Raw genomic sequence first — 14,467 nt, forward strand, 5'->3', positions numbered from 1 at the left:
GGTAGTGAAATATTACTACAAGGGGATTTTCAGAACGTAAACGATTTTTTTAAAAGGAAAAACAGATACAAAAATATGATTTATAAATCTTGAAGCACTGCCTCAACGGCTTCTCCAATCATTGCAGGGGATTCTACGACAAAAACTCCAGCCACTCGTAATGCCTGCATTTTAGATTGTGCGTCTCCAGAGTTACTGGAAATAATTGCTCCTGCATGGCCCATGCGCTTTCCTTTTGGTGCTGTAGCTCCCGCAATAAAGGCAACGACAGGTTTACTACAATTCTCTCTGATCCATTCAGCCGCATCTTCTTCTGCGCTCCCTCCGATCTCGCCAATCATCAAAATGCATTGTGTCTGAGGGTCACGTTCAAACTGTAGCAAAGCATCTATGAAAGATGTTCCATTTAAAGGATCCCCACCAATCCCCACACATACACTCTGGCCTATATTTCTTTGGGTTAGTTGCCAAACTGCCTCATAGGTAAGTGTCCCAGAACGAGAGACAAGTCCTACGTTCCCAGGAAGATGGATGTACCCTGGCATGATGCCAATCTTACAAGCTCCTGGCTTTATAATTCCTGGGCAATTTGGCCCAATAAGTTGAGAGGAGCTATTTTCCATAAGGTTAGCAACTTCCAACATATCCCGAACAGGAATTCCTTCAGTAATACACACGATCAGTTCCACACCTGCTGCTTCAGCTTCAATAATTGCTTCTGCAGCAAATGGAGGTGGGACAAAGATCATCGTTGCTTGACAACCTGTTTCTTTTCTTGCCTCTAGAACAGAATCATATACAGGAAGATTGAGATGTGTAGATCCTCCTTTTCCTGGAGTGACTCCCCCAACAAAATTAGAGCCATAAGCAAGACATTGTTCCGTATGGAAAGATCCTGCTTTTCCTGTAATCCCTTGAGTAATGATAGGAAGATCCCTACTTAACAACTGAAACATAAGCCTCCTACGTACGACTCAAAGTGACAGAAAGCTGAGCGCCTTCTTGCATAGACGAAACAAAATGACAAGAGATCCCGGACTGTTGAACGATAGTTTTCCCCAAATCGACATTTGTTCCCTCCAAGCGCAAGACTATAGGAAGCGTATCTTTCCGTGTTCCCATGACAGAAACAAGCCCTGAAGAGACTAGGGAACAATCCATAATACCTCCGAAAATATTGATAAAGAGCACCTTTACGCGCTCATCAGAGAGCACCAAAGATACTGCTTCTTTAATTTGTTGCGCAGAAGCACTTCCCCCAACATCAAGAAAATTCGCAGCAGCTCCTCCATAAAACTTTAGGATATCTAGCGTACTCATAGCTAGCCCTGCGCCATTGACAATACAGCCAATATCCCCATCAAGAGCAATGTAAGATAACCCTACTTGCTTTGCTAAAACATCTCTGATGTTTTCCTGAGAAGGATCATAGCATGCTTCTAGGTGAGGATGTCGATAGAGGGCATTATCATCGAGAGTGACTTTCGCATCTAAGGCTACAAGCTCATCAGCATCTGTTAATACTAGAGGGTTAACCTCTAATAAGGAAGCGTCGTTATCATAAAAACACTGAATAAGTTTTTTGATAAGCTTGACGCCTTGGTTTGCAATATCCCCGCTCCACTCCATAAAGGAACACGCCTGTCGGAGCTGATACGTATAAATCTTTCCAAAGACAGTTAAAGGAAGAAACAAGAGTAGCTCTGGAAATTTCTGTGCAATCTCTTCGATATCCATGCCCCCAGACTTAGAAAGCATTAAAGTCGGGCAGCGATGTTTTCTATCCATGATAACAGCAACATAATACTCTTTAGCAATTCCTACTAAAGGAGAGATTAGAACCTTTTCTACAGGAAGAGCTTCCCCGGAAGTTTGGTTGCTTATGAAGCGCATACCTATTAGTTTAGTTACTGCCTGTAAGATTTCCTCCGTAGACTTTGCGACTACGACGCCACCATGTTTTCCTCTTCCTCCAGCATGGACTTGTACTTTTACTACACCAGAATCCATCCCTAAATCTTGTAAAACTTGTGGGACTTCTGAAATTGAAAAAACCACACGATAAGGAGGGATTGGCACTTCATAAGAGGTTAAAAGATCTTTAGCCTGATATTCATGAAGGTGCATAAAATCCCCTTTGCATTTTCCTTCTTATCTTGTATCATTTCTTTTACTTCAACTAACTTTGCTTTAAGCAATGTTCAAGTTCTTCAGCAATAAGATTTGTTCTTTATTAAAAAAAAACCTCTCTGTAGATCTTCTAGAATATGCTGAGAAACTTTTCTACGAAGCCGACTTTGGTTCCGAACTTACTGAAGAGCTTTGTTCTCGTTTACGCAAAGCTAAAAATCCAGATAAAGCTACGATTAAAGAGCTCATTATTGCCCTTCTCCGTGAGACCCTGCAACAGCTTCCATTATCTCGCCCTGTCTCTTCGTCTCCTCAAGTATTTTTAATCTTAGGCTCTAACGGCTCGGGGAAAACTACCACAGTGGCAAAACTCGCACATTTCTATCAAAAGCAATCTCAGAAGGTCCTTATTGTTGCTACAGATACTTTTCGCGCTGCGGGAATAGATCAAATGCGCTGCTGGGCAGAGAAGCTTAACTGTGGGTTTGTTTCTGGCAAGTCCGGAGGGGATCCTGCTGCCATTGCCTATGATGGGATTCAAGCTGCCATAGCTCGAGATTGTGATAAAGTCATTATAGATACTTCAGGCCGTTTGCATACCCATACCAATCTCATGAAAGAGCTTTCTAAAATCGTAACGGTATGTAATAAGGCTCTTCCTGGAGCTCCCCATGAAATTCTAATGACATTAGATGCTACTTTGGGAGGCAATACTTTAGAACAAACACAAGCTTTCTTATCTATTGCTCCCGTTTCTGGAATAATTCTTACAAAAGCAGATGGTTCAGCAAAAGGAGGAACACTTTTCCGAATTGCAAAATGTTTAAAAATCCCGACAAATTTTATTGGCTATGGGGAATCTATGGAAGATTTTCAAGAGTTTCAGTTAGAACTTTTCTTAGAAAACCTATTTTCACCCAACCTATAAAGTTTAATCCCGATTTCCAGAAGAAGAAAATATCTGTAACAGATACCAGAATACCATAATTACATTACAATACATTTTTAAAGCCATTACTAAAGAAAGCTTATAGCTAACGACACTATCATTTCCAACGTTTGCAGCAACACGTCGTATTGCTTGAGCATCTGCAGCAGTTAATCCAACAAAAATGACTAATCCCAAGTAACAAATTAAAAGATAAAACAACGGCATAAACACAAATAAAGAAACTATAGCAAAAACAACTGTGATTGCTAGTAGTCCCATTACTGCTACTGTCAAAATTTTACTCATCTGAGTAAGATCATTTTTTGTCAAAGCTCCATAAAGAGCTGCCATTCCAAATACGAGTGCTGCAGATCCAAAAGCAGCCCATACTACGCCTCCCCCATATTGAGCAGCATAAATAGGAAGCACTGTCCCAAAAAACATCCCTTCTAACACAGAATAGACTAAAAATAATGACATTACAGTAGGTAAAGATAATGTTTGTAGTCTCGCATTAATAAAGAAGGAAACCCCTAGAGTCCCTAAACACCAGATCCACCAAAAAGCAAATAAACTTCTATATAATCCCGAATAATAGAGACCTAAACTTACAAAGGTTGTAACTGCAAGTCCTGCAGTCATCCAACTATACACCCTAGAAGCAAAAGTCCCTGGAAGACGAGATTCTTGTATATAGTCACGATCATATAGTCCCATATAACCCTCCCTAGATTTATAAAATCTATTTTTTAATTAAATGAACTTAACAATCCAACTTAAAACTTATAGTAAAGGCTAACAACATTAATTATTATTACAAACAACATAAGTGCCAAAGTAATTTTTCCCCCAGGCAATAATTGTTTTGCTGAATGATATTTCCTAATATAGCGCCCTTCCCAGACCATCCATACAGGAAATACTCCAGTCATCAAAGCTGCACCTAAACCTCCTGCATAGTTAAGACATTTCAAAACAATTTCAGGATAACACATTGACCAGGCAAGGGGAATAATAAATGCTAGGAAGAAAATAGAAAATTTACTGGTCTTTTTTTTCCATTTCAAACCATCTATAAGAAAATCCATTACTCCTAAGGCCACACCGATAAATGAGGAAACAAGAGCGAAAAAGCCAAAAAATTCTCCTGCAATATAAACCCCGGAGCATTGTAACGCTTGTTTTAAAGCCTCTACAGCAGTACAGCCTTGTAGTTTCGTCGCTCTCAAAACCCCTAAAGGCACACCGCCAAGCACTATGGCTTCCCAAACAACATAAAGCACTAAAGGAAGTAGGCTTCCTAAAAAAATTGCACGACGAATATCTCTAATGTTTTGTTCCATGTAGTAGTATAGAGTAGGGATCACACTTTGAAACCCAAAGGCTAAGAAAAGGATAGGTAAACCATTTAAGGAAGATACCCAAGAACAGCGATACAACAACCCCATGTGCATTTTAGTACACCCTAGAATACAAAAAGCTCCAAAGGCGACCACGAGTCCTAATGTGAAAATACGGTTGCAGTAATCTGCAACTACAGTTTTCGATAAAAGAATAGGACACATTATGCATGCAAAAGCCATCGGCCCGTAATTACGTAACCAAGGAGCATTCAAGCCTCCGCACCCAAAAACACGGATTAATATGTTTCCTCCTTCACAAAAGTATGCTATTAAGAGAGAGTAAAAAAGGAATAAGTAAGCAAGACACATTAATATTTTACCTACTTGTCCTAGAGTATTCTCAGCCATAGAAAGCATATTCACTTGCTGCTTATCTTTCATCCAAGTCATTACCTCAAGAAGACATAGTCCTGAAGCTATAGAAAAAAGCCAAGAAAGTATATAAAGACATGTTGTAGGAAAGAATCCACCTTCAGCAGTTAATACGGGGACAGCTAAAACTCCAGCACCAATAGCAGTACCAGCTATAAGCAAGGAGCCTCCAACGACTTTACTTGACACAACAATCTCTTTTTTAGTTTATTTTTTACAAAAATTAAAATGGGGAACCTTTAGGAAACTATTCTAAAGCTATTCTACAGTAACAGATTTTGCGAGGTTTCTAGGGTAATCTATTTCGTTTCCTCTGTCAAGAGCCATAGCATAAGCCATAACTTGGCCTACTATTGCGTATAAAACAGGAGCCACTAAATTATGACTTTCAGGAACATAAAGCTGTTTATCAGAAACAGCCGCAATATCTTGGTGATTTTCGGAGGCAATTGCAATTACATGAGCACGACGTGCTTTAACCTCCATGATATTGCCAATCATTTTTTCATAAACGACAGAATCACCACAAAACACGATCACAGGAGATTTCTGAAAGATTAAGGCAATAGGGCCATGCTTCATTTCTCCCGCGGGATAAGCATTCGCTTCAACATAAGCGATTTCCTTAAGTTTCAAAGCGGCTTCCATGACAATAGGATACATAAATCTCCGTCCTAAAAACAGAAACTTATCTTCTTTATGATAAGCCTGAGCCCAAGAAAATAAAAGGTCGTTAGTAAGAAGCTGACGACATAAACTAGGAAGCTTTTTTAATCCTTGAATGTAACTATGCAAATCTTGACTAGATAGCTTCCCTTTAAAGGTAGCCAACTTTAATCCCACAAACATAAGTAATAAGAGCTGAGAAGTAAAAGCTTTGGTTGAAGCAACACCAATTTCTACTCCTGCTTCTAAAAATAAGCAATAATCTACACCCATAGCCAATGTCGATTCTGGGACATTGCATATACCTAACGTAGCTGCAACATTTCTTAAACGTAATTCCTTAAAGGCTGCTAAAGTATCTGCCGTTTCTCCTGATTGACTTATTAAAATTGCTAAAGTTTTTCCCCCAATATAGGGATGACGATAGCGAAATTCTGAAGCAACCTCGATATGCACAGGAAGAGTCGTAGTAGCTTCTATAATATATTTAGCTAGATATCCAGCGTGATACGAAGACCCACATGCAACAATAGAAATTAAATCAAAATCCTCTATAGGTAATTCAGATAAAAAATTGTTTTTCAGCCCTCCCTGAGGTTCAAGGTATTTATCAATCAAATGTTCCAAAACATCTGGTTGTTCATAAATCTCTTTAAGCATGTAATAGCTATATCCACATTTATCCGTGGTATCCTCACTGTAAGCAATTTGACGAAACTCTTTCGTAATTTTTTTTAATTCAAAATTATAAAACTCAATGGGTGCTCTTTTCTGAATAACAGCAAGCTCTCCTGAAGCTAAAGATTGTACACGTTTCGCATACTTACAAAAAGCTCGAGAATCTGAAGCTACAAAGGTTTCTTCATCTTCACCTAGCCCTAAGATCAAAGGACTTTCTTGCGATGCACAAAGCATTACATCCGGATATTCTTTATGAATTATAACACAAGCTATGCTTCCTTGAAGCTGCGACAAAGTCCATGAAAAACTTCGTAACAAGTCCTTACTAGATTGATAATGCCAAGAAAACAGCTGAGCAATAACTTCTGAATCTGTTTCTGAAGAGAAACGAATTCCTTCATCCTCTAATAAGGCTCTCAATTCTTTAAAGTTTTCAACTATGCCGTTATGAACAACAGCACAGGAGTTCAGTGTATCAATGTGAGGATGCGCGTTTATTTCTGTGGGCACTCCATGAGTCGCCCATCGGGTATGTCCTATTGCTAAGGAGGCAGAAATCCCTTCATTCTTCAAAGAACTCGCTAATTCAGAAACACGGCCTATAGTCTTTTTAACAAGCAATTTTTGAGGTTCAATAGCAGCAATCCCAGCAGAATCATATCCACGATATTCCAGATGAATTAAGCCTTCTAAAACAAGAGGAACAGCCTTTTTACTACCCAGATATCCAAATATTCCGCACATAGTTTCCCTATTCGATAACTCTAGAACCCAATTCTAACGTAATAATGTCTGCTAATGTCTTTGCAAGACAATCCACCTGATGTTTCTTTAATCCCTCAACCATAACTCTACAAATATTTTCCGTTCCAGAATATCTTAACAATATCCTTCCTGAAGATCCTAAAGTACTTTGAATATCTCTTAAAGCTTCTTGTATTGAAGGAAAGTTATCTAGAGGGAGTTTTTCTCGAACAGATACGTTAATTAAAGCCTGAGGGCTCTTTACAATTGCAGATGTTAAGTCTGACAATGTAGATTCACTTTCAATCATAATACGCAATACCTGCAAAGCCGAAACAATGCCGTCTCCTGTGGTATTATAATCTAAAAAGATCATATGGCCGCTTTGTTCTCCTCCTAAAGAGGCCTCATTTTCTAGCATACTTTGCAAAACATGACGATCCCCAACGGGAGAAATGAGCACATCGATATCTTGACTCTCTAAATATTTCAATACACCAAAATTTGTCATTACTGTAGCAACAACTCGATTCCTACGTAACTGAGACTTTCTTTTCAAATCATGTGCACAAATACTAAGGATCATATCTCCATCGACAATATGTCCTTTTTCATCAACCATAATAATGCGATCCCCATCCCCATCTAAAGCAATCCCAAGATGCGCTTGGTGTTCTATCACGGCCTTTTGAATGACTGAAGGGAACAGAGCCCCACAGTTCTCATTAATATTGACTCCTGTAGGTTCACAGCCATAACAGAGCACTTCAGCATCGAGTTCTTCAAAAACTGAAGGAGCCACCTTATACGCTGCTCCATGAGCACAGTCTAAAACGATTTTCAATCCCTTTAGGGTTTTCCCTTTCGGGAACGTTGCCTTTGCGAACTCTATATACCTTCCCATCGCATCTACAACGCGTTTGTTCTTGCCAACAGCATGATCTTCTGGCAAATTTCCAAATGTAAACTCTCTTACCATTGCTTCAATTCTTGTTTCTACTGCATCGGAAATCTTGAACCCCTCAGAAGAAAAAATTTTAATCCCATTATCCCAATAGGGATTGTGGGAAGCTGAGATCATAATCCCTGCATCCGCACGATACGCACGAGTAATAAAAGCAACTCCTGGAGTGGGAATCGGGCCTAATACGAGAGTTTCCACGCCCATAGAAGTCAATCCTGCAATCAAAGCACTTTCGAACATATATCCCGAAAGACGCGTATCCTTCCCTATAACAACGCGATGCTTTCCTGGTCTTTCTTCTAGCAAAACACCAGCTACAGCTTTGCCTAGCAATACTATGGTTTCTATAGTCATAGGCTCAAAGTTTGCTCTTCCGCGAACTCCATCCGTTCCGAAAAGTTGCTTTGTTTCCTGAACCATATGCATCCTTCAGTTCATAATTTCTCACTATCATATAAAGAATTCGTTAAACGAAAAAAGAAAACAAGAATCCTTTAATAAATTCTTATTTCAGAAGATTTTTCTCTTGAAAACTTCTATATTTTTGCTATGTTGACATCTTCGATAAGGAAGGACTCTTAACATGTCAATTCTTTTTTTCTTCCAAGACTTTTAACCATTAATAACTATAATAAATGGCTTGCAAAACTAACATCCTCTTCCACAGAGGCTCGAACTTGTTAAAAAAAAAATCCCCATCCCCCCTCATACCAAAAATTTATTCAGCTACAGACTATAACGTAAGACTTAATGATTTTTCTCCCCAAGCCTTGTCTGTGGTAAAGGCTCTACGTAAAGCAGGGTATACTGCCTATATTGTTGGAGGCTGCATTCGCGACCTTTTGCTTGGTACAACGCCCAAAGATTTTGATATCTCTACATCTGCAAAGCCTGAAGAAATCAAAGCACTATTTAAAAACTGTATTCTTGTAGGAAAGCGTTTCCGTCTCGCCCATATCCGTTTTGCCAACCAAATTATTGAGGTCTCCACATTCCGCTCTGGGGATACTGAGACGGATGCCCTTATTACTAAAGATAATTTATGGGGAACTCCAGAGGAAGATGTTTTAAGAAGGGATTTTACCATTAATGGTCTATTTTATGATCCTGCAGAGGAAGCCATTATTGACTATACAGGAGGCATGAGTGATCTAAGCAACCACTATTTACGTACTATAGGGGATCCTTTTATGCGCTTTAAACAAGATCCTGTACGTATGTTACGGTTATTAAAAATCCTTTCCCGTTTTCAGTTTACTGTTGCGCCCCAAACTCAAGAAGCATTGCTTGCTTGTCATCGCGAATTAACGAAAAGTTCTCAAGCTCGTGTGTTTGAAGAGCTAATAAAAATGCTCAACTCGGGAGTTTCCGCGCGCTTTTTCCGTTTACTTAAGGAAAATCACCTGCTTGAAATTCTGTTTCCCTACATGGACAAGGCGTTTCGTCTTAACAAAGTACTAGAAGAACAAACCTACCAATATCTTGAGGTTCTAGATTACAAAATTCAAAGTAAAAGTATGGTTTATGATCGTCATCAAGTGTTTGCGGTCTTTTTATACCCTACTGTAAATTTCAATGTGCGTTATAAGTATAGTAAGTATCCCAACCTATCTTTATCAGCAATTTTTGATTTCATTAAAAACTTCCTTGAGAAATTTTTTGCAGACTCTTTTACGAGTTGCTCAAAGAAGAATTTCATTTTGACAGCACTCATTCTTCAAATGCAATACCGTCTTACACCCTTAACTCCTACGAAGAAAACCCATTTTTTTAATCGTAAGCTTTTAAACCATACACGTTTTTTGGAAGCAGTTTCCTTATTAGAAATTCGTAGTTTAGTTTATCCGAAACTCGCTAAGATATATTCAGCTTGGATGCACCATTACCATGCACTCCAGAAAAAAAAGGAATCTTCCTCTTAACCAATGGGTAAGTATGCTGTCCCAAATCCTAAAACAAGTTTTGTATCCTTTGGGGCTCCTTGCAAATCTCTGTTTTGGAAGTGCATTTACCCTCCAGTGGTGGCAAAACAAAGCATATAAAACTTCCCAAGTTCCCAAGTTCTTTTGGAAAATCTCCTCCTTAGGGGCAATTCTCATGATTCTTCATGGGTTCATTCAAAATCAATACCCCATTGCAATGCTTTATACGATAAATCTAATGATTTATTTTAGGAACTTAAACATCTTGTCTGCCCATCCTATTTCTTTTCAAAAAACTCTAACAGCGATCATTTTGGCTCCAGCGCTGGTTCTTCTTTCGTTTTTCATCTCTGTGTACTTTGATCCCAGTACACAATGGATTGCAGCACCAAATCTCCCTCATATTCCCCGTGTTTCTATAAACATATATTGGCATGTTTTGGGGAATTTTGGACTTCTTATCTTTTCTGCAAGGTTTCTCTTTCAGTGGTATTTTGTTGAGCAAGGTCACAAATCTGAAATTCCAAAGATTTTTTGGAAAATGAGCCTTGTAGGAGGTTCTCTCTCTCTTATTTACTTCATCCGCTTGAAGGATCCTGTAAATATTTTAAGCTATAGCTGTGGGTTATTTCCCCCTTTGGCAAATTTCTACCTTCTTTACAAAAGAAAAGACACTCAGCAGTATGCAACAAATCATTGTTTTCTTTCCGCGGGGGAGACTAGTGGGGATATTCTTGGGGGGAACCTGATCCGCGTTATCAAATCCCTACACCCCAAGAAAATCTTCTCTGGAATCGGAGGACCTTGCATGCGCGCGCAAGGGCTTACCCCTATTATCAACAGCGAAGAATTCCATGTTTCTGGATTTTCTGAAGTTTTTACGACTTTATTTTCTCTATTTAAAAAGTACAGGAAAACCCTAAAAACTATTCTCAAAGAAAAACCAGAAACTGTTGTTTGTATTGACTTCCCTGATTTCCATTCTTATCTGATTCAAGGACTAAGAAAACGCGGTTATAAGGGAAAAATCATTCAATATGTTTGTCCGACTATTTGGGCTTGGAGATCAAAAAGAAAGCGATTTTTGGAAAAATATCTTGATGCGCTTCTTGTTATCTTTCCTTTTGAAAAAGAGCTGTTCTCAGATTCTTCTCTAAACACGGTATACTTGGGTCACCCTTTGGTTGATGCAATTGCTAATCATCAGTATGACTCCTCCTGGAAAGACAACTTCCCAATTTCCTCTCGTCCCATTATCGCAGCATTTCCTGGAAGCCGTCGTGGAGATATTAAAAGAAACTTAAAAGTCCAAGTCCGCGCATTTCTTTCCTCTTCTTTAAAAAACACCCACCAACTCCTCATCTCCTCATCCTCTCCGCAAAATGATGAGATTATCCAAGCAGTTCTTAAGGAAGAGCATTGCGAGCATGCAGTAATTATCCCAGCAACACTACGTTATGAACTTATGCATGAGAGCGATTGCGCCCTAGCAAAGTGTGGAACTATAGTTTTAGAAACAGCCCTTACCCAAACTCCTACAATTGTGACATGTCAATTACGAGCCCTGGACTCCTTTTTGGCTAAGTACGTATTTAAAATTTTCCTCCCAGCCTACTCTCTTCCTAATATCATCATGAAATCTATTATCTTCCCAGAATTCATAGGAGACAGAACAGATTTCCATCCCGAAGAGGTTGCTTCAGCTCTAGAGCTCGTTATGCAAGGGAAACATCGAGAAGAACAAAAAGTAGCTTGCGAGAAACTTCGACACATTATGACAACAAATGTCGTCTCCCCTCAAGAATTTCTTTGTTCTTTTTATGACATCCCAACATCACATTTTTCCCTTTAAAGTTAAAAAATTTTTAATTTAAAAGTAATTTGTAATATTTCAACTATTATTTAATAAGTGATAGAAAAAACAAAAATAAACACAACAAACCAGAATCTTGAAAGTTATCGTATTGATAAAATCTCAATTTCTATAAAATGCAAGCAAAACTTTTTCTTTTATGTTTTTATGGATATTGCAGGATATTCCTTCGTTGAAAAAGCTCCCCATACAGCAGTAAGTAGCCATCCATCCCCTAGAGAAGTTTCGTGCATTCAAACATGGTTAAAGAACACTCAGTTTATTGATCTTCTTATATCTACAGCACATGCGTTTCAAGCGATCTGTTCTCCTAGAAAATGGCCAAAAAGCTGTTCGTGCTTTTCTGCTGTTGCTATATGTGTTCCCGCACTAATTACAACAATTCTCCTATATCTTTTACTTTTGCCTATCCGCCTTTTACTCTCTTTTTCCTCTTGTTGCTTTCATTGGTATCGGAAAAGTTTCAATATTCTTTCACCTAAAAAGATCCCTGGGGGTGTCCCTCCTCTTTCTTTAAGAAGCTTAACTGAAAATGAAAAAAAAGAAGTCGATAATCTCATAACTTCGTTAAAACTGATCCTTTTGGATGAAACAGGGAAGCTTCGGAGCTTTAATACTAATACGTCTCCAGAAGCTCTAAGTAAAGCTCCTGAGCTCTTGCCTTTCTTCAAAGATCTAGAGCGTGCTCAGGGAGTCACTTGTAACTATGATCATCTAGAAGCAGCCCTGAAGCGTTATAATGCTTACGATAACAGTTGGAAAAACATTATCCTTCCCTATGTACGCTCTTTAAAAAATGAGCGAGGACACCCGGATGGAGAGACTTTTCCGATTCTTATGCATTTCTTTCTGCTTGCACTTAACGATCCTCTTATCCCTAAAGATAAGAAACGTAAAGCAGCTTTATTTATTAGCCTCTCGGCTTCTGCATGCAAGCCTACATGGGGGGAGGTTATTATACGCGCCCTTATGCAGCTCTATAGCAAATCTAGCCTTGGGGAAAATCAACTTCTTATGTGGGTTCAAGAGGCTAAAGAAGCTCTCCTTCTAGAACTTCATGAACATAGAGCTGTTCTCAAAGAAGCACGTTTCGAAACAATCAATATTCACGATCAACAATTCGATGATGAAGAGTGGCACATCATTAACGGCGTAAAGCACCATTATGGAAAAGAACTCGGGCTTGCCACCTTCCATCTTCAAGAGAACCTATCAAAACTCACTCTAAGGCAAACGAGCGGAGACTTAAAAACACCATATATCGAACTTTTCAATGACTTTAAAGAAGCCTATGCAAAGTATGGGGAAACACTTATAATAAAAGTCTTCAAAGCTTACAAATCTGCTGATCCAACAACACAAGCTACCGTTCATGATTATACCCTTTCTCTACTTCAAAACCTCCTTAACCTCCCCAATACAACAGCACACGTTGACCTCTTGGAAAGCTTATGCGATGAAAATTATGAGCTTAAGATAGAAGCTATCGCATACCTATTACTAACTTTAGATCTTATTCAAGAGGTATAAAAATTATTCCAATGCTTCTCTATTATAAAAAATCAGATGTGCCATGAAGATTTTTTACCTGGAAAATCTACATAATTTAATTCCCATACACGGCCTTCTGGGGACATATACAGCTGCAAATATCCGATATTTTGTTAAAAACTTAGATTTTCGATTTATCTATTCTTTAGTAGCAAGATTGCTAACAAATACCTGCCAACATACTCCCCTACGTCCTGAACGCATTTCTATTACGAAAATTCTTATTTCACTCACGCTATCTGCAATCCTATGTATTCTCCTATACCCTATAAAATTTCTACTGTTAGGTTTCGGTTTTCTTCATCAGCTATGTTGTAAAAATTCCCAAAAACCACTAGCTATCCGGATAGAAAATCTCAAGCAATCCTTACTGCAACCTGTAATAACTATCAATCCCCAGTTAGAACCTCAACTACCACCTTCTTTAAAGCAGGCCTTCTCTGATCCCGAAGACAATACAAAGTTATGTTATTTTAATCTCTCTAAAACTCTTCACGCCTTGCAAATTCTTACACCTCCTTGGAAGGCCATTTTGACAAATCTCTGTACATACAAATCTCATCCAAACGGGAAAATTCTTGCACGTATCATGACGCAATATAACAAAGCGTTACAAGATCACCATCTCTCCTTTATAGAAAAACGTGCCTCAGCAGCGTATATTGCATTACATGCTGAGGACTCCTTAGCAACAGCATTTGCAGCCTATTCTAAACTCTTAGATTTCTATAAACATGAAAATTCTGTAGAGAACCTACTGCTACTTTGGATATTAGAATTTAAGGAATGCCTGCTCCTTAGCCTAGCTATAGAACACTCCCTCAATAGCGAAGACATTTTCAGATTTAAGCAACAATACAGTGACCTACTAGGGCTGAATTTCCAATTTTTTAAAAAGCTTATATTCACTCCTCAAGAAAAGCCTTTTGAAAAGCTGTTTCAGCAGTTTTGCAAAATCTATACATCCTCAGCTTCCAAGCTAATCAACCATATAGAACTGTGTATTTACAACAGTAGCCCTGCAATAAAAAAGGCTATAGCAAAATACCTTTTTTCTCAGCTAGAAGCTTTAGGTTTTAATCCTCAAGAACGCGTTCTTGTAATGTATAACCTATTTTATAGTTACAAATTGAAAAGAGAGCTTAACCAACTCGGCATTCGGTTTCTTTTGGATAGAATCCACGCTCTACTTCCATATGCAAAGAAAGAGGGAGACTAAAAAGCTCCCTC

The 14,467-nt window shown here is 38.6% G+C and carries 11 protein-coding genes; 5 read left to right on the top strand and 6 right to left on the bottom strand.

Annotated elements, in window-relative coordinates; translation table 11 throughout:
* Window positions 1–80: 80 nt before the first annotated feature.
* Both sucD and sucC read right to left on the bottom strand, forming a co-directional pair.
* Window positions 81–956 (bottom strand): succinate--CoA ligase subunit alpha, encoded by an 876-nt coding sequence (gene sucD / locus G5S_RS00270; protein WP_013712170.1) that lies wholly within the window; start codon window positions 954–956, stop codon window positions 81–83.
* 7 nt (window positions 957–963) lie between these two features.
* On the bottom strand, window positions 964–2,127 hold the full coding sequence (sucC, locus tag G5S_RS00275; protein ID WP_013712171.1) for an ADP-forming succinate--CoA ligase subunit beta: 1,164 nt from the start codon (window positions 2,125–2,127) through the stop codon (window positions 964–966).
* A gap of 70 nt (window positions 2,128–2,197) precedes the next feature.
* Here sucC and ftsY point away from each other — a divergent pair, with 70 nt between their 5' ends.
* Window positions 2,198–3,058 (top strand): signal recognition particle-docking protein FtsY, encoded by an 861-nt coding sequence (gene ftsY / locus G5S_RS00280; RefSeq protein WP_013712173.1) that lies wholly within the window; start codon window positions 2,198–2,200, stop codon window positions 3,056–3,058.
* A 3-nt stretch (window positions 3,059–3,061) separates the two neighbouring features.
* Here the strand turns inward: ftsY and G5S_RS00285 are convergent, their stop codons facing one another.
* The 4 genes from G5S_RS00285 to glmM form a co-directional block, all read right to left on the bottom strand.
* Window positions 3,062–3,778 carry a Bax inhibitor-1/YccA family protein gene (locus G5S_RS00285; RefSeq protein ID WP_013712174.1) on the bottom strand — a complete coding sequence of 239 codons (717 nt, stop codon included), beginning with the start codon at window positions 3,776–3,778 and terminating at the stop codon, window positions 3,062–3,064.
* A 59-nt stretch (window positions 3,779–3,837) separates the two neighbouring features.
* On the bottom strand, window positions 3,838–5,025 hold the full coding sequence (locus tag G5S_RS00290) for an aromatic amino acid transport family protein (protein ID WP_013712175.1): 1,188 nt from the start codon (window positions 5,023–5,025) through the stop codon (window positions 3,838–3,840).
* 69 nt (window positions 5,026–5,094) lie between these two features.
* Complete coding sequence (gene glmS, locus G5S_RS00295; RefSeq protein ID WP_013712176.1) at window positions 5,095–6,927, bottom strand: glutamine--fructose-6-phosphate transaminase (isomerizing); 1,833 nt, start codon at window positions 6,925–6,927, stop codon at window positions 5,095–5,097.
* Between the two features lie 7 nt (window positions 6,928–6,934).
* A complete protein-coding gene (glmM, locus tag G5S_RS00300; RefSeq protein WP_013712177.1) occupies window positions 6,935–8,311 on the bottom strand; it encodes a phosphoglucosamine mutase in 1,377 nt (458 codons plus the stop codon).
* A 215-nt stretch (window positions 8,312–8,526) separates the two neighbouring features.
* On the opposite strand from glmM, the gene pcnB reads away from it, so the two are divergent.
* Genes pcnB through G5S_RS00320 form a run of 4 tightly spaced genes read left to right on the top strand, consistent with a single transcriptional unit; the run spans window position 8,527 to window position 14,456 of the window.
* On the top strand, window positions 8,527–9,813 hold the full coding sequence (pcnB, locus tag G5S_RS00305; RefSeq protein WP_041466989.1) for a polynucleotide adenylyltransferase PcnB: 1,287 nt from the start codon (window positions 8,527–8,529) through the stop codon (window positions 9,811–9,813).
* Window positions 9,814–9,826: 13 nt separating this feature from the next.
* Window positions 9,827–11,665: a lipid-A-disaccharide synthase gene (gene lpxB, locus G5S_RS00310; protein ID WP_041467054.1), complete on the top strand. Its 1,839-nt coding sequence runs from the start codon at window positions 9,827–9,829 to the stop codon at window positions 11,663–11,665.
* Window positions 11,666–11,722: 57 nt separating this feature from the next.
* On the top strand, window positions 11,723–13,216 hold the full coding sequence (locus G5S_RS00315; protein WP_013712180.1) for a DUF1548 domain-containing protein: 1,494 nt from the start codon (window positions 11,723–11,725) through the stop codon (window positions 13,214–13,216).
* A 43-nt stretch (window positions 13,217–13,259) separates the two neighbouring features.
* Window positions 13,260–14,456: a DUF1548 domain-containing protein gene (locus G5S_RS00320; RefSeq protein WP_024010163.1), complete on the top strand. Its 1,197-nt coding sequence runs from the start codon at window positions 13,260–13,262 to the stop codon at window positions 14,454–14,456.
* The last annotated feature ends 11 nt before the right edge of the window (window positions 14,457–14,467 follow it).

It is taken from the genome of Chlamydia pecorum E58, from assembly GCF_000204135.1.
In the GTDB taxonomy this organism is placed as follows: domain Bacteria; phylum Chlamydiota; class Chlamydiia; order Chlamydiales; family Chlamydiaceae; genus Chlamydia; species Chlamydia pecorum.

What these genes read in the sequence shown, in the direction of transcription:
- sucD (WP_013712170.1), bottom strand. Translation starts at nt 956, where the DNA reads ATGTTTCAGTTGTTAAGTAGGGATCTTCCTATCATTACTCAAGGGATT.
- sucC (WP_013712171.1), bottom strand. Translation starts at nt 2,127, where the DNA reads ATGCACCTTCATGAATATCAGGCTAAAGATCTTTTAACCTCTTATGAA.
- ftsY (WP_013712173.1), top strand. Translation starts at nt 2,198, where the DNA reads ATGTTCAAGTTCTTCAGCAATAAGATTTGTTCTTTATTAAAAAAAAAC.
- G5S_RS00285 (WP_013712174.1), bottom strand. Translation starts at nt 3,778, where the DNA reads ATGGGACTATATGATCGTGACTATATACAAGAATCTCGTCTTCCAGGG.
- glmS (WP_013712176.1), bottom strand. Translation starts at nt 6,927, where the DNA reads ATGTGCGGAATATTTGGATATCTGGGTAGTAAAAAGGCTGTTCCTCTT.
- glmM (WP_013712177.1), bottom strand. Translation starts at nt 8,311, where the DNA reads ATGGTTCAGGAAACAAAGCAACTTTTCGGAACGGATGGAGTTCGCGGA.
- pcnB (WP_041466989.1), top strand. Translation starts at nt 8,527, where the DNA reads ATGGCTTGCAAAACTAACATCCTCTTCCACAGAGGCTCGAACTTGTTA.
- lpxB (WP_041467054.1), top strand. Translation starts at nt 9,827, where the DNA reads ATGCTGTCCCAAATCCTAAAACAAGTTTTGTATCCTTTGGGGCTCCTT.
- G5S_RS00320 (WP_024010163.1), top strand. Translation starts at nt 13,260, where the DNA reads ATGAAGATTTTTTACCTGGAAAATCTACATAATTTAATTCCCATACAC.